At 61.9% G+C, this 22,460-nt stretch carries 21 protein-coding genes; 16 read left to right on the top strand and 5 right to left on the bottom strand.

From position 1 onward, the window contains the following. Window positions 1-33 precede the first annotated feature (33 nt). On the top strand, window positions 34-708 hold the full coding sequence (locus BM438_RS10965; RefSeq protein WP_093634300.1) for a DUF4410 domain-containing protein: 675 nt from the start codon (window positions 34-36) through the stop codon (window positions 706-708). 62 nt (window positions 709-770) lie between these two features. On the opposite strand, the gene BM438_RS10960 is transcribed toward BM438_RS10965, so the two are convergent. Together BM438_RS10960 and BM438_RS10955 are read right to left on the bottom strand one after the other, a co-directional pair. Continuing rightward, on the bottom strand, window positions 771-2,456 hold the full coding sequence (locus tag BM438_RS10960) for an acid phosphatase (RefSeq protein WP_093634299.1): 1,686 nt from the start codon (window positions 2,454-2,456) through the stop codon (window positions 771-773). 115 nt (window positions 2,457-2,571) lie between these two features. Further along, window positions 2,572-2,859, bottom strand: coding sequence for a hypothetical protein (locus tag BM438_RS10955; RefSeq protein WP_093634298.1), 288 nt, complete (start codon window positions 2,857-2,859; stop codon window positions 2,572-2,574). A 175-nt stretch (window positions 2,860-3,034) separates the two neighbouring features. Between BM438_RS10955 and BM438_RS10950 the strand changes: the two genes are divergently transcribed. Beyond that, window positions 3,035-4,006 (top strand): IclR family transcriptional regulator, encoded by a 972-nt coding sequence (locus BM438_RS10950; protein ID WP_093634297.1) that lies wholly within the window; start codon window positions 3,035-3,037, stop codon window positions 4,004-4,006. 2 nt (window positions 4,007-4,008) lie between these two features. On the opposite strand, the gene BM438_RS10945 is transcribed toward BM438_RS10950, so the two are convergent. Beyond that, window positions 4,009-5,085 (bottom strand): porin, encoded by a 1,077-nt coding sequence (locus tag BM438_RS10945; protein WP_093634296.1) that lies wholly within the window; start codon window positions 5,083-5,085, stop codon window positions 4,009-4,011. Window positions 5,086-5,525: 440 nt separating this feature from the next. Between BM438_RS10945 and BM438_RS10940 the strand changes: the two genes are divergently transcribed. Genes BM438_RS10940 through BM438_RS10875 form a run of 14 tightly spaced genes read left to right on the top strand, consistent with a single transcriptional unit; the run spans window position 5,526 to window position 18,941 of the window. Beyond that, the gene (locus BM438_RS10940) at window positions 5,526-5,840 is read left to right on the top strand and encodes a non-heme iron oxygenase ferredoxin subunit (RefSeq protein ID WP_074289216.1); all 315 of its coding nucleotides are present in this window, start codon (window positions 5,526-5,528) and stop codon (window positions 5,838-5,840) included. A gap of 1 nt (window position 5,841) precedes the next feature. Beyond that, window positions 5,842-6,153: a recombinase-like helix-turn-helix domain-containing protein gene (locus tag BM438_RS10935; RefSeq protein WP_093634295.1), complete on the top strand. Its 312-nt coding sequence runs from the start codon at window positions 5,842-5,844 to the stop codon at window positions 6,151-6,153. A gap of 49 nt (window positions 6,154-6,202) precedes the next feature. Then, a complete protein-coding gene (locus BM438_RS10930) occupies window positions 6,203-7,300 on the top strand; it encodes an aromatic ring-hydroxylating dioxygenase subunit alpha (RefSeq protein ID WP_093634294.1) in 1,098 nt (365 codons plus the stop codon). Beyond that, window positions 7,293-8,069 (top strand): SDR family oxidoreductase, encoded by a 777-nt coding sequence (locus BM438_RS10925; protein WP_093634442.1) that lies wholly within the window; start codon window positions 7,293-7,295, stop codon window positions 8,067-8,069. The genes BM438_RS10930 and BM438_RS10925 overlap by 8 nt, the downstream gene beginning before the upstream one ends. A 26-nt stretch (window positions 8,070-8,095) precedes the next feature. Further along, a complete protein-coding gene (locus tag BM438_RS10920; RefSeq protein WP_093634293.1) occupies window positions 8,096-8,623 on the top strand; it encodes a cupin domain-containing protein in 528 nt (175 codons plus the stop codon). Window positions 8,624-8,669: 46 nt separating this feature from the next. Beyond that, window positions 8,670-9,560, top strand: a complete 891-nt coding sequence (locus BM438_RS10915; RefSeq protein WP_093634292.1) for an alpha/beta fold hydrolase — start codon at window positions 8,670-8,672, stop codon at window positions 9,558-9,560. Window positions 9,561-9,581: 21 nt separating this feature from the next. Next, a complete protein-coding gene (locus BM438_RS10910) occupies window positions 9,582-10,463 on the top strand; it encodes an IclR family transcriptional regulator (protein WP_425270734.1) in 882 nt (293 codons plus the stop codon). Beyond that, window positions 10,460-11,257, top strand: a complete 798-nt coding sequence (locus BM438_RS10905) for an SDR family oxidoreductase (protein ID WP_093634290.1) — start codon at window positions 10,460-10,462, stop codon at window positions 11,255-11,257. Before BM438_RS10910 ends, BM438_RS10905 begins: the two co-directional genes overlap by 4 nt. Further along, a complete protein-coding gene (locus BM438_RS10900; RefSeq protein ID WP_093634289.1) occupies window positions 11,250-12,908 on the top strand; it encodes a thiamine pyrophosphate-binding protein in 1,659 nt (552 codons plus the stop codon). Before BM438_RS10905 ends, BM438_RS10900 begins: the two co-directional genes overlap by 8 nt. After that, the gene (locus BM438_RS10895) at window positions 12,901-13,731 is read left to right on the top strand and encodes an aspartate dehydrogenase (protein WP_093634288.1); all 831 of its coding nucleotides are present in this window, start codon (window positions 12,901-12,903) and stop codon (window positions 13,729-13,731) included. The genes BM438_RS10900 and BM438_RS10895 overlap by 8 nt, the downstream gene beginning before the upstream one ends. A gap of 40 nt (window positions 13,732-13,771) precedes the next feature. After that, a complete protein-coding gene (locus tag BM438_RS10890; RefSeq protein ID WP_093634287.1) occupies window positions 13,772-15,262 on the top strand; it encodes an aldehyde dehydrogenase in 1,491 nt (496 codons plus the stop codon). Between the two features lie 26 nt (window positions 15,263-15,288). Then, on the top strand, window positions 15,289-16,254 hold the full coding sequence (locus BM438_RS10885; RefSeq protein ID WP_093634286.1) for a VOC family protein: 966 nt from the start codon (window positions 15,289-15,291) through the stop codon (window positions 16,252-16,254). Beyond that, window positions 16,247-17,512 (top strand): NAD(P)/FAD-dependent oxidoreductase, encoded by a 1,266-nt coding sequence (locus tag BM438_RS10880; protein ID WP_093634285.1) that lies wholly within the window; start codon window positions 16,247-16,249, stop codon window positions 17,510-17,512. The genes BM438_RS10885 and BM438_RS10880 overlap by 8 nt, the downstream gene beginning before the upstream one ends. Window positions 17,513-17,537: 25 nt before the next feature. Next, the gene (locus BM438_RS10875) at window positions 17,538-18,941 is read left to right on the top strand and encodes an MFS transporter (protein WP_093634284.1); all 1,404 of its coding nucleotides are present in this window, start codon (window positions 17,538-17,540) and stop codon (window positions 18,939-18,941) included. Between the two features lie 118 nt (window positions 18,942-19,059). Here BM438_RS10875 and BM438_RS10870 read toward each other — a convergent pair whose 3' ends face one another. Continuing rightward, window positions 19,060-20,724: a J domain-containing protein gene (locus BM438_RS10870; RefSeq protein ID WP_093634283.1), complete on the bottom strand. Its 1,665-nt coding sequence runs from the start codon at window positions 20,722-20,724 to the stop codon at window positions 19,060-19,062. Window positions 20,725-20,730: 6 nt separating this feature from the next. After that, window positions 20,731-22,440, bottom strand: coding sequence for a molecular chaperone HscC (locus tag BM438_RS10865; RefSeq protein WP_093634441.1), 1,710 nt, complete (start codon window positions 22,438-22,440; stop codon window positions 20,731-20,733). Window positions 22,441-22,460 lie beyond the last annotated feature (20 nt).

Raw genomic sequence — 22,460 nt, 5'->3', positions numbered from 1 at the left:
GCCGCGTCGGAAAGACATTCGCGGAGGCGAGCCATGCTGCGTCGATTGCTGCAACTCACGATGATGGCAGGGTGCCTCGGCGCGACATCGACGCTCAGTGCAGCCGCGGACAGCACCCCGTTCGCCGCGCCCGTGCCGATCGTCTATGTATCCGACTTCGACCTCGACGTGGCCAACGTGACGCCTGACAGCGGACCGGGGCAACGCGTGCGCCGCCTGCGCGGTCTGTTGCCGAGCGGTCCGGGACCGATGGGCAAGGACAAGAATCCGCAGGACCACGCCAAAGACATCGTGAACGAGATGGGCGACGCGCTGACTGCGGACCTGAAAAAAGGCGGTGTCGATGCGCGCCGTATTGCGCCCGGGCAGCCACTACCCGCAACGGGTTGGCAAGTGCGTGGCGTGTTTCTGAGCGTCGACGACGGCAATCGTCTAAGACGTGCAATGGTCGGTTTTGGTGCGGGTCAGAACAATATTCAGGTGGCGGTGTCGTGCGATAGCCTCGCGACGGCTGATTTGCCGCCGCTCTATGAGGCCGTCGAAGAAGCCGACAGCAAGGGAAAGCCAGGCGCGGCGATCAAACTCAATCCGTACGTAATCGCGGCGAAGTTCGTGATGGCGAGTGGTGACGAGAAGAAGACGATCGGGAAGACAGCGCAGCAGATCTCAGATGCAGTGATTGCCAAGCTGCACGGGGTGGCGCAGTGATTGATGCACTGCTGCCCACCCCGACGCAATAGACAAACACAATAGCGCAATGGGCAAGCCGCTCAGGCCAGATCCAGCGTACCGGTCAAATCACCAAGCGGGGCCAGGCCATTCTGCGCAAAAGCCCGATCACGTGCGACAACCCCATCGAGCGGCGCCAGCCCATGCACCCGGCTAATCAGGCGAAGAATCGAATTGGTGTCGTACACCGTGTGATCGACATAGCCCTTCTTCGCCAACGGCGAAATCACTAACGCTGGAACCCGCGATCCCGGCCCCCAGCGATCGCCCTTCGGCGGCGAGACCGGATCCCACCAGCCGCCGTTTTCATCGACCGTGACGACTACGACCGTATTGGCCCATTGCGGGCCGCGCTGAATATGCTCGATCACATTTGCGACGTGACGATCCCCCGATGCGACATCCGCATACCCCGCGTGCATGTTCAGATCGCCCTGCGGTTTGTAGAACGTGACGGCCGGCAAACGTCCTGCATCGATGTCGGCAATCAGCCGATTGGTAGACGCATCGTCGCCGAGGCCCGCATCGCGCAGATACTTGCGCCGCGCGGCGGTGCCCGGCGCGTAATTAGTGAAGTAGTTGAACGGCTGGTGGTGGTACTGGAAATCAGGCACGGCACCCGTGTCCTGATGCTCCAACGCGTACTGCCACGCACCGCTGTACCACGCCCAGTCGACACCCTTGTCCGTCAGCCGGTCACCGATCGTCGCGTAGTTTTGCGGCGGCATCACGCGCGGATTCGACGGGTCGGCGAGCGCGGGATTGCCGCCTTCGGCCGGACGCACGCTGCTCGGCTGGTAGGGCGGCGCCATCGTGTTGACGGCGTAGCCGTCGGCGGTAAACGCGCCATCGTTGACGAACTTCGGCGGACCGTCGAGCGCGGACGCCGGCGAATCGGGCGCCAGTTTCAGCCGCACGCCGGTCGGATCGTCGCCGTCCACCACCGAAACCATCTTCTTCGCCGGACTGTTGTGGATGTCGGGATAGAACGGTGCCTGCGCCGAGATCAGGAAGATGTGGTTCAGCCACGATCCGCCGAAAGCCGCCATGAAGAAGTTGTCGCACAGCGTGTATTGCTGCGCGAGATTCCACAGGCGCAGCGTGTCGGCGGAATTGCGGTAGTGTCCCATTACCAGGCCGCCGGAGTCGCCCCATGCGGCGAACTGGTTGTTGCGCCCGGCGTTGATCTGCATCTGGTTCTGATAGAAGCGATGCACCAGATCGCGCGTGATCACACCATTCGGCAACGGTGCGCCTTGCGCGTCGGTAATGTGGAACGGGCCGTTGCGCAGGTTGGCAATATCCTTCTGACCGATCATGTAGCGCTTGCCGTCCACCTCCTGCGCTTGCGGCACGAGGCCACCCCAGATTGCCGGCAGGCGCGGCAGCGGCGTCTTGCCGTCGCGGTCGAGTTGCAGATAACGCTCGGCGCTCACCGCATCGAGCGGATGCTGGACACCCGGAAAGTTGCCGTACAGATTCGCGAAGCTGCGGTTCTCGGCGTAGATCACCACGATCTGCTTGACCTGGTCGTGTAGCGCGGCGTCGAGCCGCATGTCGGCGGCACTGCGCGGCGTCATCTCGCTCGCGGTACTTTGGTCAGTTTTGCACCCGGTTAGCGCCAGCCCGATACCGACTGCCGCGAGTCCGGTCAGGACACGGCGGCGTTCAGGATCGTCCGGGGTGTCGTCGGGGTTCGGTGGCAGGGTGGAGTCGTTGTCTGTCATCGGTATCTCTCGGAGTTTGCGTGACGGGTGCTTCACCGCCAGAAAGCTAGCGCTCGGGGCGGCGTGCGCGCGGCACCGGGTTCAAAATCGAGGTGGCCGGAAGGTTCCGGCACGGCTAGGGTAATCGTCGCTTCACGCGCCAACTGTTGTGCGTCGAGTCGACGGCGAATAGAAGCCAATGTTTGGCGTCCACGGGATGACGCCGCTGCGTAGCGTAACGGTCAACGGTCAATTCGAGTTCGTCGAAAGTCCGCCGATGGCAAGTGGCATGTGCGCCGGAGCCGTCCGCGAATTCGACTACCGCTGCCGCCGCGCGGGCCGGCTCGGGCAGGTGCGCGATCTGCACTGCGCAACCCGGATAAAGATGTGAGTCGGCAACCTGGATCTGTACGGAATCGGACATGAGCGTGGCCTCCGGACGCCTGGCGCGAGCCAATGCGCGGCAGTGAGACCTCGCGCGATGGACCGCATCAAAGCATAGCACCGCGCGAAACGAAAATGACCGCCGTGTGCTTCGCGCTATCATGCTGATCTGTATCCGATGAACAGCAGAGACAACGGCAAAGACGGCAGCCAAGATGGCAAAAGAAGAGCAGACAGGAGCGGGACGCAAGCACGCGAGGCCACGCGGCGCGACAGTTTCGACTCCGCGAGACGAGGCGGCGCGATCCCTGGCGGACAGCGTCGATTCTCCCGATTCCCCCGATGAAGAGAGCACCGGCGGATCGACTTATCTCGTGCCTGGGCTGGAGCGCGGCCTGCGCATCCTCGCCGAATTCAGCGCGCGCGAGCCGATTCTGGGTGCGCCCGAATTGTCGAAGCGCATCGGCATTCCGCGCACCACCACATTTCGTCTGCTGCAAACGCTCGAAGCCTTAGGCTTTCTCGAGCGCGTGAACGGCGACCGCTATTTCCGGTTGAGCGTCGCAGTACTGCGGCTCGGTTTCGAATATCTAAGTTCGCTCGAACTGACCGACGTTGGCACGCCGATTCTCGAACGTTTGCGCGACACGACTGGCCTCAGCACGCATCTGCTGATCCGCGACCAGCGTGACGTGGTGTTCGTCGCCAAAGCGCAAACGCATGAGCCAATGTTCAGTTCGGTGAAGGTGCATGTCGGCACGCGTTTGCCCGCGCATGCCACGGTGCACGGCCAAGTGCTGATGGGCGATTTGAGTTTCGAAGAATTGCGTCAGTTGTATCCCGAGCCGCAACTCGAACGGTTCACCGAACGCACGCCGGCGACCGTTGAAGAACTGTACGGAAGAGTGCGCGAAAGCGCGGCGCTCGGCTACGCGTTGAGCGAAGCGTCTTTTGAACGTGGCATTTCAGTAGTGAGCGCGCCGGTGCGCGACCAAAGCGGCAAGATCGCGGCCGCGTTGACGGTCACCATTCCCCGTTCCGATATCGGCGAAGCGGAAGAACGCGAACCGCTCATCATCGCGGTTTGCCAGGCGGCGCTCGAATTGTCCGAGCGGCTCAGCTATCGTCCGCGGCCGGATGATCCGACCGCGGCTCAAGCGCGTCGCAGGTCGGTTGCGGCGAATTGATATCAGAACGAGTGGTGGATACCGGTCAGGAAAATCGTCTGGTTCCGGCCGCTCGACACACCCGCCGTAAAGAACGCGGCGTCCGTATTCGAGCCCGCGCGCTCGTACAGCGCATTCACATACAGCTGCGTCGATTTTGACAGCGCGTAGATGTCGCCGATCTCGAACTGCGTCCAGCGATGGCCGGCCATCGTCGTGGTCGCGGCGCCGCCGGCAACGCTGTTGAACGGCGTGAACTGATAATTCGCGCCCACGTCGTAGCTCTGATACGTGTCCGAATGGCCGGACGATTCCAGCTTCACACGCGTGTATAAACCGTGCACCAGCAGCTTGCCGAACTGGTATGACGCGCCCGCGCCCATGTTCTCGACCTTGGCCGCCGAGTAGTTAGCCGCCGCGACACCCTGGAAGCTGGTGATGCCCGTTGTCACGATCGACGGCGTACGGTCGTGCTCATTCGCATAGGTCGCGCCCGCCTTGAACGGACCGTTGGCATAGCTAAGCGCAAAGCTCAGTGTCTTGCCGGTCGAGAAGTTGGTCGTGTTGCCGAGACCCATCATCGCGCCGACCGAGAAACCGGCGAAACTCGCCGAGCGGAACTTCACCGAGTTGTCGAACGGCACCACGCCGGTGTCGGCGAGTTCGTCGATGTTGCCCGGGTGGAACGCGTACCAGCTCGCGGCCAGATAAGCCGTGCTCAGCGGACCCAGCACGTCGAAGCTGAACGGCGTCTGATGGCCGAGCGTCACCGTGCCGACCTGGTCCGAACTCAATCCGACAAAAGCCTGGCGATTGAACAGCGTGCCCGCTTTGGCGAATGCTCCCGTGTTGGTATAGAAACCGTTTTCCAGCTGGAAAACAGTCTTAAGACCACCGCCCAGATCCTCGACACCCTTCAGGCCCCAGCGGTCCGGCTGCATGTTGCCCTGTTCCTCGATCCACTTCGAATGGCCACCCGCATTGCTGATGTACGCAATACCGGCATCCAGGCTGCCGTAGAGCGTCACGCTGCTTTGCGCCCAGGCGCCGGTCGTTGCGCAGATTGCCGTCAAGCCGGCCGCCGCAATGATGTGCTTCACCGTTGGTTCTCCTGATCACACGACGGATAGCTCGCGCCGATTTCGTCGTCCCTGATCCTTGCTTTGGGTTGAATGCAGTTTCGGGTTTATGCGCCAAAACTGCTCCGCTTTATGTTCCACCTATGGGCGTCTGTATCGCCTATGGAAAATTATAGTGAGTCTGGAAGTGGTCAAAATAAATTTTCGGACCCCGTACAAACCCGCATGAGGGCCACAGCATTTGTCTGAAAATTATGGGCAAACCCACGCCCAGAAAGGCTATCAAGCGGAAACTGCCGTTCACGTCAGTTCACACAAAGCTGTGTTGCGAATGCCACAGTCGGTGTTTTCCCCTACCAGCCCAGATTTTTATTTTCTCGAGCCAAAGCCACTCCTATAATTATCCATACACGAACTGATGTTCCTTGTATGGAACATAAGGCTTCAGGAGAAGGCGAGAAATGACTGAACAATGGCGCTGCGCCGGCCATGCCGGCGACCTGTCCGACGACGCGCCGCTCGAGTTCAAACTCGACGGCACGGAAATCGGCATCTACAAGGTGGGCGATGCGCTGTACGCGCTGGAAAACGTCTGCCCCCATGCGTACGCGCTGCTGACGCAGGGCTTTGTCGACGGCGACACCGTCGAATGCCCGCTGCACGAAGCCGTGTTCCATATCCCGACCGGCAAATGCCTGAAAGAGCCGGGCGGCCGCGACCTGAAGATGTACTCGGTACGTCTCGCCGGCGAAGAAATCCAGATCAAGGTGGAATGACATGTCAGAACACATCGTGAACTTCAATCCCTTCCTGAAGCCGTGGCTCGCGCCGCAGCCGAACAACGTTGCCGGCAAGGGCGTGATCGAAAAGCCGGGTGAGACCGAAAACTTCATCTGGCAAACGCGCAAGGCTGAGCCGACCCAGTACGAAAACGAGTTCGGCGATGCGCTGGAAAAGGTTTTCGAAGCCGGCGCGAATGAGTTGCAGGAAGTCGTTGACGGTTTGAACCGCGTGGGCTTCCGTACTCCGGAAGGCAATGCGTGGAACGCCGATCGCCTTGCCGCCGAATTCCGCCTGCTCGCTGAATAAGCGCGCTCTCCCGCACACGTCTCTTCGCTTTCGCATCCGGAGTCTTTTCATGACGTCCCCCAATACAACGACTCAAGGCGCGGCCGACCCTATCCAGTCTTATCTGAACCGCGGCCTGCGTAATTACTGGTATCCCGTTGCACCGAGCTGGCAAGTCGGCGACGCGCCGGTCGGCGTCACGCGCCTCGGCGATCAGATCGTGCTGTGGCGCGACAAGGAAGGCAAAGTCCGCGCGCTTGAAGATCGCTGCCCGCACCGCGGTGCGCGTCTGTCGCTCGGCTGGAACCTCGGTGGCAGCGTCGCGTGCTGGTACCACGGCATTGAAATCGACGGCGGCGGCACGGTCACGAAGGTGCCGGCTGTCTCGAACTGCCCGCTGGAAGGCCAGAAGTGCGTGAAGTCGTATCCGGTCGAAGAGCACGCCGGCGCGATCTTCCTGTGGTTCGGCGACGACGCCCATAAAGAACCCACGCCACTAGTGTTGCCGGAAGAACTGGTAGGCGACGAGTACGCGAACTTCCTGTGCATGTCGAACTGGAAGTGCAATTACCAATACGCGATCGACAACGTGATGGACCCGATGCACGGCGCGTATCTGCACGCAACGTCACATTCAATGGCCGAAGGCGACAAGCAGGCCGACATGCGCGTGCGCAAGACCGAAACCGGTCTGATGTTCGAAAAGGTCGGCCAGCGCGACGTGAATTTCGACTGGGTTGAGCTCGGTGAAACCGGCGCGCTGTGGATGCGCCTCGCGATTCCGTACAAGAAGAAGTTCGGCCCGGGCGGCAACTTCGGGATCATCGGCTTTGCTACGCCGGTCGACGAAAACAATTGCCAGGTTTACTTCTGGCGCACGCGCAAGGTGTCGGGGTGGCAGCGCGACGCATGGCGCTTCATGTATCGCAACCGTCTGGAAGGTCTGCATTGGGCCGTACTGGAGCAGGACCGCTACGTTCTCGAAAGCATGGCGCCGAATGCACGCGAGCACGAATTCCTCTATCAGCACGACGTCGGCATGACGCGTGTGCGCCGCATGTTCCGTCAGCGCGCGCAGCAGCATTTCGCTGAGCTGGATGCCTATCATGCTCAAGCCGCTCAGGCCGGCACCGCGCAAACCGAAGCAGCAGGCCACAGCCATGCATAACGAAGCGTCTCCGGCATTGGCTGCACTCCATGGCAGGCGCGTCCTCGTGACGGGCGGCGCGCGCGGCCTTGGCGCAGCGTTCGTTCGCTCGCTGGCGCAAGCCGGTGCGCAAGTCGTGTTCGGCGATGTGCTGCATGACGAAGGCCGGGCGCTTGCGGCGTCACTGGTCGAGCAAGGTCACGCAGTGACGTATCTGCCGCTCGATCTTGCCGACCCCGCCAGCATCAAGCAGTTTGCCGATCGGGCCGCAGTGCAACTCGGTGGACTGGACGCGCTGATCAACAACGCGGCGATCACCAACTCGGGCGGCAAGTTCGCCGATGAGTTGTCAATCGAGACATGGGACGCCGTGATGAACGTCAACGTGCGCGGCACGTGGCTGATGAGCACCGCCGCATTGCCATATCTGCGTGATTCGGGCCGCGGCAGCATCGTCAACATCGCGTCGGATACAGCGATATGGGGCGCGCCGAAATTGCTCGCGTATGTCGCGAGCAAGGGCGCGGTGATTTCGATGACGCGCTCGCTAGCGCGTGAATTTGGCACACATCAAGTGACGGTCAACGCGATCGCACCCGGCCTCACCGAAGTCGAGGCCACCGCCTACGTGCCTGCCGAACGTCACCAGTACTACCTGCAAGGCCGCGCGCTCACACGCGCGCAAGTGCCCGACGACGTCACCGGGCCGGTGCTGTTCCTGTTGTCCGATGCCGCGCGCTTTGTGACTGGCCAGTTGCTGCCGGTCAACGGCGGTTTCGTGATGAATTGATCTTGTCGAATCGAAAGGAGAAAGAGATGGCGGACGCCGAACTCGAACGCAAATCGTGGGAACAACCCGCGGACGCGAGCTTTGCACAATGGTTGGACAGCCGCGTCGCGCGCCTGGAAACGCGTCGTTATGACTGGGACGCGCTGAAGTTTCAGGCCGACTACGACCCGAAATATCGCCGCGCGCAAATGCGCTATGTCGGCACGGGCGGCACGGGCGTCGCGAAGGACATGAACACCGTGCCCGCAGGCGGCTTCACGTTTTCGACGATGGTGATCCCAGCCGGCAACATCGGTCCGAGCCATATCCATATGGATGTCGAAGAAATTTTCTTCGTGCTGCGGGGCAAGATGAAAGTGATCTGCGAGAAAGACGGCGAAACGTGGGAAGCGGTACTCGGTGAACGCGATCTGATTTCGGTGCCGCCGGGCGTGTATCGCACGGAAGTGAATATCGGTGAAGAAGATGCGTTGATGTGCGTGATGCTCGGTGCGGCCAAACCGATTACGCCGACGTATCCGCCGGATTCGCCGTTGGCCACGCTCAAGCGCTAAGCCTTTAGACACCGGTATTGCTTTAAAAACACCCGCGAAGGAAATCATGTCCGCAGTCCCGTCCGCTACCGCTGATCAGAACGCTACGCTCGAAGCGCGCCTTGCACGCTTTCCCGCGCAGCAGATCTGGCTGGCTTCGCAACGCGCGGTGAGCTATCGCGATGTGGATAGTGCCGAAAGTGAAGCGCTGCCTTTGGTGCTGCTTCACGGTATCGGTTCGGGTGCGGCTTCGTGGGTGCAGCAGTTTGAAGTGCTGGGTGAGACGCGCCGTGTGCTGGCGTGGGATGCGCCGGGATACGGTGCATCGACACCCGTAGAAGCCGATTCCCCCGCAGCAAGCGATTACGCCACTGTATTGAAGCAATGGCTCGACGCGCTCGGCATTGAACGCTGTGTGCTGCTGGGTCATTCGCTTGGCGCGATCATCGCGGGTGCGTTTGCCGTGGCGAATCCGCAGCGAGTGGCCGGTTTGCTGTTGTTGTCGCCGGCTGGCGGTTACGGCGCTTCCGCAGCGGAAGTGCGCGAAACCAAACGCGATCAACGTCTGGCCATGCTGAAAGAACTCGGCCCGCAAGGTCTCGCCGAAAAACGCAGCACCAACATGTTGTCAACCCACGCGAGCGCCGAAGCCCACGCATGGGTGCGCTGGAACATGTCGCGTGTGATTCCGCACGGCTATGCGCAAGCGACGCATCTTCTCGCCAACGCCGATCTTGCCAGCGACCTCTCACACTACAAAGGCCGCATCAGCGTCGCGGTAGGCGCTGAAGACACCATTACGCTTCCCGAAACCTGCGAGCGACTTGCTCTCGCCGCCGGCACCACACTGCAGGTCGTGCCGCGCGCCGGGCACGCCGGTTATATCGAAGCACCCGCCGCGTACACCGCGATCATCGACACGTTCTGCCGCGCAAGCGACGGACAACGGAGCCAATGAATGACGTCCGACACGCATGACATGGTTAGCGCCGAGCGCGACGCGGACGACGACCGCAACGACGCAGACACAGGCAGCGATATCAGCTATCGCGTGCCAGGTCTGGAACGCGGTCTGAAGATTCTGACGGAGTTCTCGCCACGCGAGCCGGTTCTAGGCGCACCGGAATTATCGAAGCGCCTGAAGATTCCCCGCACGACGGTGTTCCGTCTGCTGCAAACGCTCGAATCGCTCGGCTTTCTCGAGCGCGCCGATAAGGACCGCAACTATCGCCTCGGCGTCGCGGTGCTGCGGCTCGGTTTCGAATATCTGAGCTCGCTCGAATTGACCGACCTCGGTTTGCCGATCATCGAAGCGCTGCGTAACGACACCGGCCTCACCAGCCACATCGTGATTCGCGACGGGCGCGACGTCGTGTTCGTTGCCAAAGCGCAAAGCCATGCGCCGATTTTCAGTTCGGTGAAGGTGAATGTCGGCACGCGCCTGCCGGCCCATGCAACGACGCACGGCCAGGTGCTGATGGGCGACATGACGCTCGACGACTTGAAAAAGCTCTACCCGGAACCGGAACTCGAACGCTTCACGAAACAAACGCCGGCCACCATCGACGACTTGTACGAACGCATTCGCGATGACGCCAAGCGCGGCTACGCGATCAGCGAGTCGTCGTTCGAACGCGGCATTTCGGTGGTGAGTGCGCCGGTGCGCAACGACACGGGCCGCATCGTCGCCGTGATTACGACGACGATTCCGCGCCACGAGATCGATGCGTCCCTGCTCGATAGCGGCCTGATCGACAAGGTCCGCCGCGCGGCTGACGAACTCTCGCAGCGGCTCAACTATCGGCCGACGGGTAGCGCGAACTCGGGCGCGAAATACTTTAAGGCATTGGGGCTCAAATGATTCAAATCGACTTGACCGGACAGGTAGCGGTGGTGACGGGCGGTTCGTCCGGCATCGGCCTTGCGACTGCCGAACTGTTTCTGCGAGCAGGCGCTTCGGTCGCGATCTGCGGCCGCGACAGCGAACGTCTCGCGCAAGCGGAAGCCTCGCTGAAGGCGCAGTTTCCACAAGCGCAATTGCTGGCGCAAACCTGCGACGTGCTGGACGCGGACGAGGTCGCAGCATTTGCGCAAGCAGTGCAAGCGCGTTTCGGCCGCACCGACATGCTGGTGAACAACGCCGGCCAGGGTCGCGTGTCGACGTTCGCCGACACCACCGACGACGCCTGGCGCGAAGAACTCGACCTGAAGTACTTCAGCGTGATCCGCCCGACCCGCGCCTTCTTGCCGATGTTGCGCGACGCAGCAAACCCCGCGGTGGTCTGCGTGAACTCGCTGCTCGCCCTGCAGCCCGAGCCGCACATGGTGGCGACTTCGTCGGCACGCGCCGGCGTGTTGAGCCTCATCAAATCGCTCGCGGTTGAACTCGCGCCGCAACGCATTCGCGTGAATTCGATTCTGATCGGCATCGTCGAATCGGGTCAATGGCGCCGCCGTTACGCAAAAGAAGCGCAGCCGGGCCAGAGCTGGGAAGACTGGACCGCCGAACTGGCGCGCAAGAAAAACATTCCGCTAGGCCGCTTCGGCAAACCCGAAGAAGCCGCTCAAGCGCTCTTTTATCTGGCTACGACGCTGTCGTCCTATACGACGGGCAGTCACATCGATGTTTCTGGAGGCGTTGCACGACATGTCTAATAAAACCACCGTTGGCGAACTGATCGCCGCTTTTCTCGAGCAATGCGGCGTTCAAACCGCATTCGGCGTGATCTCGATCCACAACATGCCGATCCTCGACGCGATCCACAACCGCGGCAAGATTCGCTACGTCGGCGCACGTGGCGAAGCGGGCGCAGTGAACATGGCTGATGGCCTGGCGCGCGTCTCCGGCGGCCTTGGCGTGGCATTCACCAGCACCGGCACTGCTGCGGGTAATGCTGCCGGCGCGATGGTCGAAGCGCTGACCGCGGGCACCGCGTTGCTACATGTGACGGGCCAGATCGAAACCGAATACCTCGACAAGGATCTCGCCTATATCCACGAGGCGCCGGATCAATTGTCGATGCTGTCGTCGATCTCGAAGGCCGCGTTCCGCGTGCGCTCGGTCGAAACCGCATTGCCGACGATCCGCGAAGCTGTACGTGTCGCGCAAACGGCGCCGAGCGGTCCGGTCAGCGTCGAAATTCCGATCGACATTCAAGCGGCCGAAATCGAATGGCCTGCCGACTTGGCCGCGCCGCATGTCACCACGTTGACGCATTGCAGCCAGCGTGTCGTGCAACTCGCGGATCAACTGGCGAATGCGAAGCGTCCGCTGTTGTGGCTCGGCGGCGGCACGCGTCATGCACGTGCTGCGGTTGAACGTCTCGTGGCCTTGGGCTTCGGTGTGGTGACCAGCGTGCAGGGTCGTGGCGTGCTGCCGGAAGATCATCCGGCGACGCTCGGCGCGTTCAACGTGCATGCCGCTGTCGAAAGCTTCTACAAGACGTGCGACGCGCTGGTGGTGGTCGGTTCGCGTCTGCGTGGCAATGAAACGCTGAAGTACAAGCTGGCGCTGCCGCAACCGCTGTATCGCATCGACGCCGACGCGCTCGCCGACAACCGCGGTTATCGCAACGACATGTTCATTCACGGCGATGCCTCGGCCGTTCTCGAAGAGCTCGCGACGCTGCTCGAAGGCCGTCTGAAGGTCGATCCGACGTTCGCGCAAGACCTGGCTGCTGCGCGCGAAAGCGCCGTCGCCGATGTGGGCAAGGGTCTCGGCCCGTACAAGCGCCTCGTCGACGCGCTGCAGCAGGCCGTGGGCCGCGACTACAACTGGGTGCGCGACGTCACGATCTCGAACAGCACGTGGGGTAACCGCATGCTGAAGATCTTCTCGCCGCGCGCGGGCGTTCATGCACTCGGCGGCGGTATCGGCCAGGGCATGCAGATGGGGATCGGCGCAGCGCTCGCGGGCAATGCCGCGAAGACGGTGTGCCTGGTTGGCGACGGCGGCCTGATGGTCAACGTCGGCGAACTCGCAACAGCCGTGCAGGAAAACGCCAACGTGATGATCGTGCTGATGAACGATCAGTGCTACGGCGTGATCCGCAACATTCAGGACGCGCAATACGGCGGCCGCCGCTGCTACGTCGATCTGCACCAGCCGGATTTCGCGCAGTTCTGCGAGAGCTTGAAGCTCACGCACTACCGCATCAAATCGCTCGATCAGGCTGAGGAGATCATCCGCGAAGGTATGGCGAAGACGGGCCCCGTATTGGTTGAAGTGGACATGCTGTCGGTTGGCTCGTTCGCCACAGCGTTCGCGGGCCCGCCGGTCAAGGAAAAGGAGCCGGAACATGCGTGAGACCGGCTACGCGGGGCATCACGCACCCGTCGACGTCGCGATGATCGGCTTCGGCGCGATCGGCCAGGCGGTGTATCGCTCGGTCGAGTCGGATCCGACGGTGCGCGTGTCGCACGTGATCGTGCCGGAGCGCCATATGGCGTCGGTGCGCGAAGTGGTGGGCGCATCGGTCGATGTGGTGGCCTCCGTGTCCGCATTGAGCAGCCAACCGCATTTCGCGCTGGAATGCGCGGGGCACAGCGCACTGGTCGATCACGTGGTGCCCTTGCTGAAAGCCGGTACGGATTGCGCGGTCGCATCGATCGGTGCGCTCTCCGACATGATGTTGTTGGACGCGCTTTCCGCTGCAGCCGATGAAGGCGACGCGACGTTGACGCTGTTGTCGGGCGCAATCGGCGGCGTGGATGCGTTGTCTGCCGCCAAGCTCGGCGGCCTCGACGAAGTGTTGTACACCGGCCGCAAGCCGCCTTCGGGCTGGCTCGGCACGCCCGCGGAACAGCTCTGCGATCTGCACACGCTGAACGAAGAGATCGTAATTTTCGAAGGCAGCGCGCGCGAGGCGGCGCGCCTGTATCCGAAGAACGCCAACGTTGCGGCGACGATCGCGCTGGCCGGTCTGGGCCTGGACCACACCATGGTCCGTCTGATTGCGGACCCGAACGTGTCGCGCAATGTGCACCGCATCGTGGCGCGCGGCGCGTTCGGCGAGATGTCGCTGGAAATGTGCGGCAAGCCACTGCCGGATAACCCCAAGACTTCCGCACTGACCGCGTATAGCGCGATCCGTGCGCTGCGCAATCGCGCGGCCCGTTGCGTGATTTAAGACATTCGCTGATTAGCTGAAGCAAACCGGAACGACCGACATGACTCACTTCGATACCAGCCTCGTGCCCACCGGCGATATTTTCATCGGCGGCGAATGGCGGCAAGGGCGTGGCAACCCGTACAAAAGCCTGTATCCGGCGGATCAGTCGGTCAACATGGAAATCTCCACAGCAAATGCCGACGACGCCCGCGAAGCCGTGGAAGCCGCGGATATCGCATGGCGGCGCGCGGATTGGTCGGGTTTGAAGCCGCATCAACGCGCGCTGACTCTGTATCGCATCGCGGATCTGATCATGGCGCGCCACGAAGCGCTTGCGCAACTGCAGCGTCGTGACAACGGTAAGCCGATCAACGAAACGCGCGTGCTGGTGGCGAGTGCTGCGAACACCTTCCGCTATTTCGCGGCCTGCCTTGAAACGCTCGACGAAGAAGTGACCCCCTCGCGTGGCGATTATCTGACGATGAGCATTTACGAGCCGATCGGTGTGATCGCGGCGATTACGCCGTGGAATTCGCCGATTGCATCGGATGCGCAGAAGCTGGCTCCGGCGTTGGCAGGCGGTAACGCGGTGGTACTGAAGCCGGCCGAAGTCACTCCGTTGGTTTCGCTGGCGTTGGCTCGTATTTGCGAAGAAGCGGGTGTGCCGAAGGGTGTTCTAAGCGTGGTGCCGGGCAAAGGCTCGGTGATCGGCGACGTGCTGGTGCGCCATCCATTGGTGAAGAAAGTGTCGTTCACGGGCGGCACCGAAGTGGGCCGTGGCATCGCACGCATTGCTGCGGACAAGCTGATGCCCGTGTCGCTCGAACTCGGCGGCAAATCGCCGACCATCGTGTTCGATGATGCCGACCTGGATCATGCAGTGAACGGCGTGCTGTACGGCATTTTCAGTTCGTCGGGAGAAGCATGTATCGCGGGCTCGCGCCTGTTCGTGCAACGCTCGATTTACGACGCGTTCATGAAGCGGCTCGCGGAAGGTGCGCGCAAGCTGCGCGTCGGCGATCCGTCGCGTACTGAAACGCAGATGGGTCCGCTGATCACTGCCGCACATCGTGAAACCGTCGAACGTTACGTCGCATTGGGTCTGGAGGAGGGCGGTCGCTTGCTGTGCGGCGGCGAACGCCCGGTCGGCGATGGCCGCGAAGCAGGCACCTATTTTCAGCCGACGATCCTCGAAGGTCTCACGAACGACGCCCGCATCTGCCAGGAAGAAATCTTCGGCCCGGTGCTGGTCGCCATGCCGTTCGACGACGAAGCATCGCTGCTGAAAGAAGCCAACCACAGTGTGTTCGGTCTCGCCGCCGGCATCTGGACGCGCGATTACAAACGCGCCTACCGCATCGCCCGCGCGCTCGAAACCGGCACCGTATGGATCAACACCTACAAGCTGTTCTCGATATCGACGCCGTTCAGCGGCTGGAAAGAGAGCGGCATGGGACGCGAGAAAGGCCGACTCGGCATCCGCGAATACATGCAGCAGAAGAGCCTCTACTGGGGCTTGAACGACGCGCCGCTGGCGTGGGCGAACTAATACGCGAAATACGCAAGAGGCACGTTATGACGATTCTCGGCATTGAACAGATTATTTACGGCGTGACGGATCTCGCCACCTGTCGCCGCTTTTTCGCGGACTGGGGTTTGAAAGAAGTCGCGCATGACGAAACGCACGCACGTTTTGAAACACTGAACGGCTGCACGATTCTCGTCGTCGATGCAACCGACCCGTCGCTGCCGCCCGCATTCGAAGAAGGTCCGACGCTGCGTGAAGTGACCTGGGGCGTGGCAACGAAAGCGGAACTCGACGAACTGCGCGGCCGTTTTGCCGGTCAGCCAGGCCACTTCGAAACGGAAGACGCTGTGGGTTGTATCGACCCGAACGGCATGGCGATTCGCGTTGAAGTGACTCGCAAGCGTGCGCTCGACATTCACGGTTCGCCGTCGAACGTGTGGGGCCAGACGTTGCGCGTCGATCAACCGTCGCCGATTTACGAACGTGCTGAACCGGTTGAAGTCGGCCACGTGGTGTTCTTCACGAACCAACTCGCGGCACAGGAGAAGTTCTACCAGGAGCTGCTCGGCTTCGAAATGTCGGACCGCTATCCGGGCCGTGGCGCGTTCATGCGCTGCGCACCGCACGGTGGCCATCACGACATTTTCCTGCTGGCTTTGCCCGGTGGTAAGCGCGGCCTGAATCACGTCGCGTTCACCGTGCGCGATATCCACGAAGTGTTTGGCGGCGGCATGCATATCAGCCGCTGCGGTTGGGATACGCAACTCGGTCCGGGACGTCATCCGGTGTCGTCGGCGTACTTCTGGTACTTCCAGAATCCGGCCGGCGGTCTGATCGAGTACTACGCCGACGAAGACCAGCTCACGCCCGAATGGCAGCCGCGCGATTTCGAACCGGGTCCGACGGTGTTCGCCGAATGGGCGATCGACGGCGGCATCGACGGCAATACACGTCGCCAGAAAAACGCGAAGGCGCCGGAAGGCAAGTTCATGACGGAGCGGAAAAATGACTGACGCTGCTGCTGAAAAGGCTCAAGCTGCACACGCCGGACTCGAAGCGCCGCGCACGATCGTCGTGATCGGCGGTGGCCAGGCGGCGGGTTGGGTCGTGAAGACGTTGCGCAAGGAAGGCTTCGATGGCCGCCTGGTGATGATCGCCGATGAGATCCATTTGCCGTACGAGCGCCCGCCGCTGTCGAAGGCCGTGCTCTCCGGTGAAGCCGATATCGAAACCGTGCGCCTCGTGAAGCCTGACGATTTCGACGCGCTGAATGTCGAAGCATGGCAACCGGATTGCGCGACGTCGATCGATCGTGAACAGCGCATCGTGCGCACGCAGTCGGGCCGTGAAGTGCAATACGACCGCCTCGTGATTGCAACCGGCGGCGCAGCGCGTCGTTTGCCGGACGCGCTGGTGAAGACCTCGCACATTACCTATTTGCGTACGCTCGATGAAGCGGTCGTTCTCGGCGAACGTCTGCGCGCAAGCAAGCGCGTGCTGGTGGTTGGCGGCGGGTGGATCGGTCTCGAAGTCGCAGCTACTGCGCGCAAGCTCGGTGTGGACGCGACGGTAGTGGAGGGCGCGCCACGTCTGTGCGCCCGCTCGCTGCCGCCGATGGTGTCGGATTTCCTGTTGCAACTGCATCGTGCGAACGGCGTGGATGTGCGGTTGAATGCATCGCTCGTGTCGATTGCTGATCATCCGAACGACGCCAACCGTATCCGCGCAACGTTCGCTAACGGTTCCTCATTGGACGCCGACTTCGCCGTCGCCGGCATCGGCCTCACGCCGCATACGGCACTGGCGGAAGCGGCGGGCATCAAGGTGGAAGACGGCATTGTCGTCGATCATTTCGGCGCGACCGATGACCCGCGCATCTTCGCTTGCGGTGACGTGGCGAACCATCCGAGTGCCTGGTTGAAGCGCCGCGTGCGGTTGGAATCGTGGGCCAACGCGCAAAACCAGGCGATCTCGACGGCAAAAGCCTTACTCGGCAAGTTTGAACCGTACGCGGACATTCCGTGGTTCTGGTCCGATCAATACGACGTCAATCTGCAAATCCTCGGCGACATTCCGGGCGATGCGCAGCTCGCTGTACGCGGCGATTTGCCTGGCAAACGCGCCACGCTCTTTCATCTGGAAGACAGCGCGATTCGCGGTGTCATCGCCATCAACACGCCGCGCGAACTGAAACTGTCGCGCAAATGGATGAACCAGGGCCGGACTATCGACCTTGCCACCCTGACCGACGCCTCAACGGCGCTTGCCTAACCACACCTACGGACGGCACCACGGCATGAGAACCATCGACAACACCATGGGGGACCGCAGCAGCGCCGGTGTCTCAGGCCCCGTGACCCGGGGCTCGATCATCGCGCGTCTCGAGCGCTTGCCGAAGAATGCGATGCAGGTGCGCGCGCGCATACTGATCGGTCTCGCGACGTTCTTCGACGGTTTCGACGTGATCGCAATTGCGGCCACGCTGCCAATCCTGATTGCGAAGTGGCATCTGACGCCGTGGGAAATTGGCTTCCTGATCGGCTCCGGCTCGGTCGGCCAGTTGATCGGCGCGTTCGTGTTCCCCTGGTACGCGGAACGCAAAGGCCGTGTGAAGGCTATTGCGTTGAGCTCCGGGATCATCGGCATTACGAGTATTGCGTGCGGCTTTGCGCCGACCTTTGCGGCGTTTGTCGTGTTGCGTGTGATTCAGGGGCTCGGGCTGGGTGGCGAATTGCCGGTGGCCGCGACCTATATCAACGAGATCAGCCGCGCGCATGGCCGTGGACGTTTCGTGCTCTTGTATGAAATCGTTTTTCCAGTTGGCTTGCTCGCATCGAACGCGTTGGGTGCGTGGATCGTGCCGCGTTTCGGTTGGCAGGCGATGTACTTCATCGGCGGTATGCCGTTGATTCTGTTCTTCGTGCTGCGGAAACTGGTGCCGGAATCGCCGCGTTGGCTGGCCGAACGCGAACGGATGGCCGATGCCGATACGGCGGTGCATGCTTTCGAACGCGCGGTGAAAGGTCCGCTTCCGCCGGTTGCCAATGCGGCCGAGTTTGACGCGATGGCCAATCGCCATCCGAAGCGCCGCATGAGCGATCTGTTCGGGCCGGCGTATCTGAAGCGCACGATGGCGGTCGCGATGCTGTGGATTACGTGCGGCTTCATTCAGTACGGTCTGTCGACCTGGCTGCCGACGATCTATCGCACGGTTTATCACGCGCCGCTGCAGTTGGCGTTGAATCTGGCGGTGGCGGCTTCGGTGCTGGGCGTGGTGGGTTCGCTGACCTGTGCGTTGCTGGTCGATAAGGTGGGGCGTAAACCGATCATCAATTTGTCGTTCGTGGCGTGTGCGTTGTCGTTGCTGCTGGCGGGTGTGTTCCACAATTCGTCGGTGTATGTGGTGGCGACGTGTTGCGCCTTCTCGCTCGGGTTCCTTGCTTGCGGCTTTATCACGGCTTATGTGTACACGCCGGAGCTGTATCCAACGAGTATCCGTGCGATGGGCTGCGGTGTGGGCGGCGCGTGGCTGAAGGTAGCGGCGATTTTCGCGCCGGCGATCGTGTCGAAGACGATGATCGGCGGCAACCTGGAAGTGGCGTTCTATATTCTCGCGGCTGTGCCGTTCATTGCGGCGATCGCGGTGCACTTTCTTGGAATTGAGACCAAGGGGAAGGTGCTGGAGCAGCTCGAGGCTTGATGCCTTTTGGCGTGTGATGGGTTTGGTGGGCGGTTGATGTTGTACCGCAATGGCAGGAGGGCGAAGGGCGCACTGGGTGGTGTGCCCTTTGTTTTTGGATCGCCCTTTGGACGTGACTTTAAAGCGCCGTCCGGTGCGATAGACGTCGTTGTTTCAGCTCCTCAATAATCCAGACACTCATCAATCCCGCGCTCACGCAAGCGATGATGTCCGGCTTGGAGAGTGCAATCGCCAACCAGACGAGGTGTACATAGCCACGGAAAAAGGGCGGCACGGCCCCGCGCAAATCGCTCCAACGCGTCGTCGCCAACACTCCACCCGTCGCCGCCATTACCGTAAAAATCGCCCACGCAAATTGCGTCGAACGCTCTTCCCGTTGCAACAGCAAAACGATCAACGTGGCGAAGCCCGCAAACCACATCGTCGCTACAAACCACGCAAGGCGCGGCCGACGTGCGAGCCAGCCGCGACACTCCTGTTGCGCAAAAGAGAAGAAAAAAGCGAACAGCGCGCCGTGCGCGAACGGCATCTGCCACGCGCGAGGGTCGGTGGAGAGCCAATGGCCGGCGAAGCCGAACCCGATCGCGCCCACGGCGGCGAGGATCGCGAGTTGTTTGATGCGCGGCCATCCATAGATCAGCGCGGCCCACATCGTGCAGATCCCAAGTGTGTTCATTGCGATCGACGTCAAGCGCCCGCTACCTGCGTCGCATAACGCGGCGGCGGTCGCGCCAAGCCACACAGGAATCCATCCGTAACGCAGCCAGCCAATCGAGCGCAGCGTCCGCAGCCGCTGTTGCTGCGGTTCGGACAGCAGCACAGTTGTCGCGGCGCTGGTGACCAGCGTCACCATCAGCGTGGCCAGAAGCACAGCCAGCTGAGCAGGCGTCCATTGATCGAACCACCGATTGCTATTCAGGTTCATTGACGCGTTGGCGAACAGCAAGCCGCACCAGGCGCTCAGCGCGAGCGCCGGCCCGAACAGGCGTCCTGCGCCAATCCGAAACGACAGGCAGCGGGTCCAGAATTCGACCTTCTCGCTGTCGAGCCGCAGGCGCACGACGTTCGGATGATAACGAGCGAGCGCGGTCAATAACTGCTCCATCTCGGTTCGCACGCCAGCGCGCAGCAGTGCGTGTGCACCGGCCGCCAACGGAGGTTGAGGCCCTTCGAGCAGCGCCATCGCATTCGTGAAGCGCAAGCGTAGCGCGTTGTAGTCCTCGTCGGCGAATACGCGGTCTAGCGCGAGGGTTGCGATGGCCGCGTTGCGCCGCCGCAGATGCGCGGCGTTGTCCCGCCATCCCAGGACCGCACTCAGGTTCATGCGCAGCGTGGCCGGCGAATCCTCGTTCAGACAATGAACCAGCGCCTGCCATTCGAGTTCGTCGCGCATCTGAATATTGACGACGGCTGCGAATAGATCCTGCAGCGAACGACGCGACTCGAGCTGATCCCGTTGCAAGACGAAGTGCTGCCACAACTGCACGGCGCTTTCGAAGGCGTCGTGTTCGGGAAGGTGGTGAGCCTCAGGTGGCGGACTGGGTACCGACACAGGCACCGGTACCGAAGCCGACACCGCGGCTATGGTCCCCGCAGCACCGCCGCTCGCCATCTGCAAAGCCGACTCATACGCGTACCGAAGCCGCTGAAACGCCTCAGCATCTTCATCCGGGCGTTGCTGTTTCAAGAGACGCGCATAAGCGCGGCGCACGGTCCGCTCGTCGGCGTTTGCCGCAAGGCCGAGTACGTCCCACGGCCAGTGGTGGGCAGAAGTCGTATCCATAGCCGGTCAGTACGTCACATGCACATCGAAGCGATCCAGCAACGCACTCAATTCGCTGCGCACATGGGCGATTTCCTCGGCGTTCTGCCGCTCGAGCAGCGACTGAAAGCGCGCGATATGCGCAGCCAGATATTGCCGATGCTCCCCCAGCGTTTCCTCGTAGACGCGATCCGCACGCGTGAGCAGCGTGCGATTCTCCAACTGATCGCGCGGATGAATCTTCAACGCAGCCAGGGCCGCGAGTCGTTCACCGATTTCTTCCGGCGTCAGCACGCCCGGGTTCTCTTCAATCACCATCGCGCGCTTCACGCCGCCGGGAAACGCAGTAGCTTCCACTTCCAGCACGCCGTTGACGTCGTAGGTGAAGCGTACATCCGCCCCGGCCTGGCCGGCCGGCTTGACCGGCACTTCAAGCGTGAATTCGCCGAGCGCCACGTTGTCGACGGTCAAACGCGCTTCGCCCTGGAACACCTTGATGCTCAACATGCGCTGACGGTCGCTGACCGTAAAGATGCGCTGCATGCGGCTCACCGGCACGATCGTATTGCGCTCGATGATCGGCAAGTAGTGCCCGGGGACATATTGATTGGCACTGACCTGCATCGCAGTATCGATGCCGAGGCTATACGGCGCGACATCGGTCAGCACCATTTCGTCGAGACCTGCGTCCCGCGTGACAAGCCCCGCTTGCACAGCAGCGCCAAGCGCCACGACTTCATCCGGGTTCAGATTCGCGGCGGGCAATCGGCCGAACATCTTCGAGACCAGCTTGCGCACCATCGGCATACGCGAGGCGCCGCCGACGAGGATGATTTCGTCGAGCGCATCGACGGCGATCTTCGAATCGCGCAACGCTCGCTCGACCGGTTTGCGCAGACGTTGCAGCAGATGCTCGCAAGTCCGTTCCGCGGCAGCCGCATCGAGTTGGAGGCTATGCTCGTTATCGCCGACCGTGAGCTTGAGCGTGACGCTATCGGCGCCGCTCTGCGTGAGCAGACGCTTCGCACGTTCGGCCTGCTGATGCAGACGTTGTGCAGCAATCGGCGTAAGCGATTTGCCTTGAAGGCGATTGCGCTGGCAGAACAGATCGACGAGCGCTTCCGTGAAATCTTCGCCGCCCAGAAAATTGTCGCCCGTGCTGGCGCGCACTTCCATCACGCCTTCGAAGAAGTCGAGCACGGAGACGTCGAACGTGCCGCCGCCCAGATCGAAGATCAGGAACTTGCGTTCGCTGTCGCGCTGATGCACGCCGTACGCGAGCGAGGCCGCGGTCGGTTCGTTGACGAGGCGCAGCACATTGAGGCCGGCCAGTTCGCCGGCGATGCGCGTGGCTTTGCGTTGCGCGTCGCTGAAATAGGCGGGCACGGCGATCACGGCGTCGTTTACCGCTTCGCCGAGGAATGCCTCGGCATCGGCTTTCAGCGATTTGAGCACCAGCGAAGACAGTTCTTCAGGACGCAGTGTCTGTGCGCCGAGCGACACGTTGCGATTCGTGCCCATGTAGCGCTTGAAGTTGGCGGCGGTGCGTTCGGGATGTGTGTGCAACCGGTCATGGGCGGGGCGGCCGACGAGGATCGAGCCGTCGTCATCGATCGAGACGCACGACGGCGTCAGCACATCGCCCAGTGCGTTCGGGATGAGGGCAGCCTCGTTATTGCGCCAGACGGCCGCAAGACTATGCGTGGTTCCAAGATCGATGCCGATGATCGAAGGCATGTACAGTTTCCGATTCGTTT

Source organism: Paraburkholderia aspalathi (assembly GCF_900116445.1).
In the GTDB taxonomy this organism is placed as follows: Bacteria; Pseudomonadota; Gammaproteobacteria; order Burkholderiales; family Burkholderiaceae; genus Paraburkholderia; species Paraburkholderia aspalathi.
The sequence above is the reverse complement of the archived record's forward strand: the minus strand, read 5'-3'. Positions and strand labels throughout refer to the sequence as shown.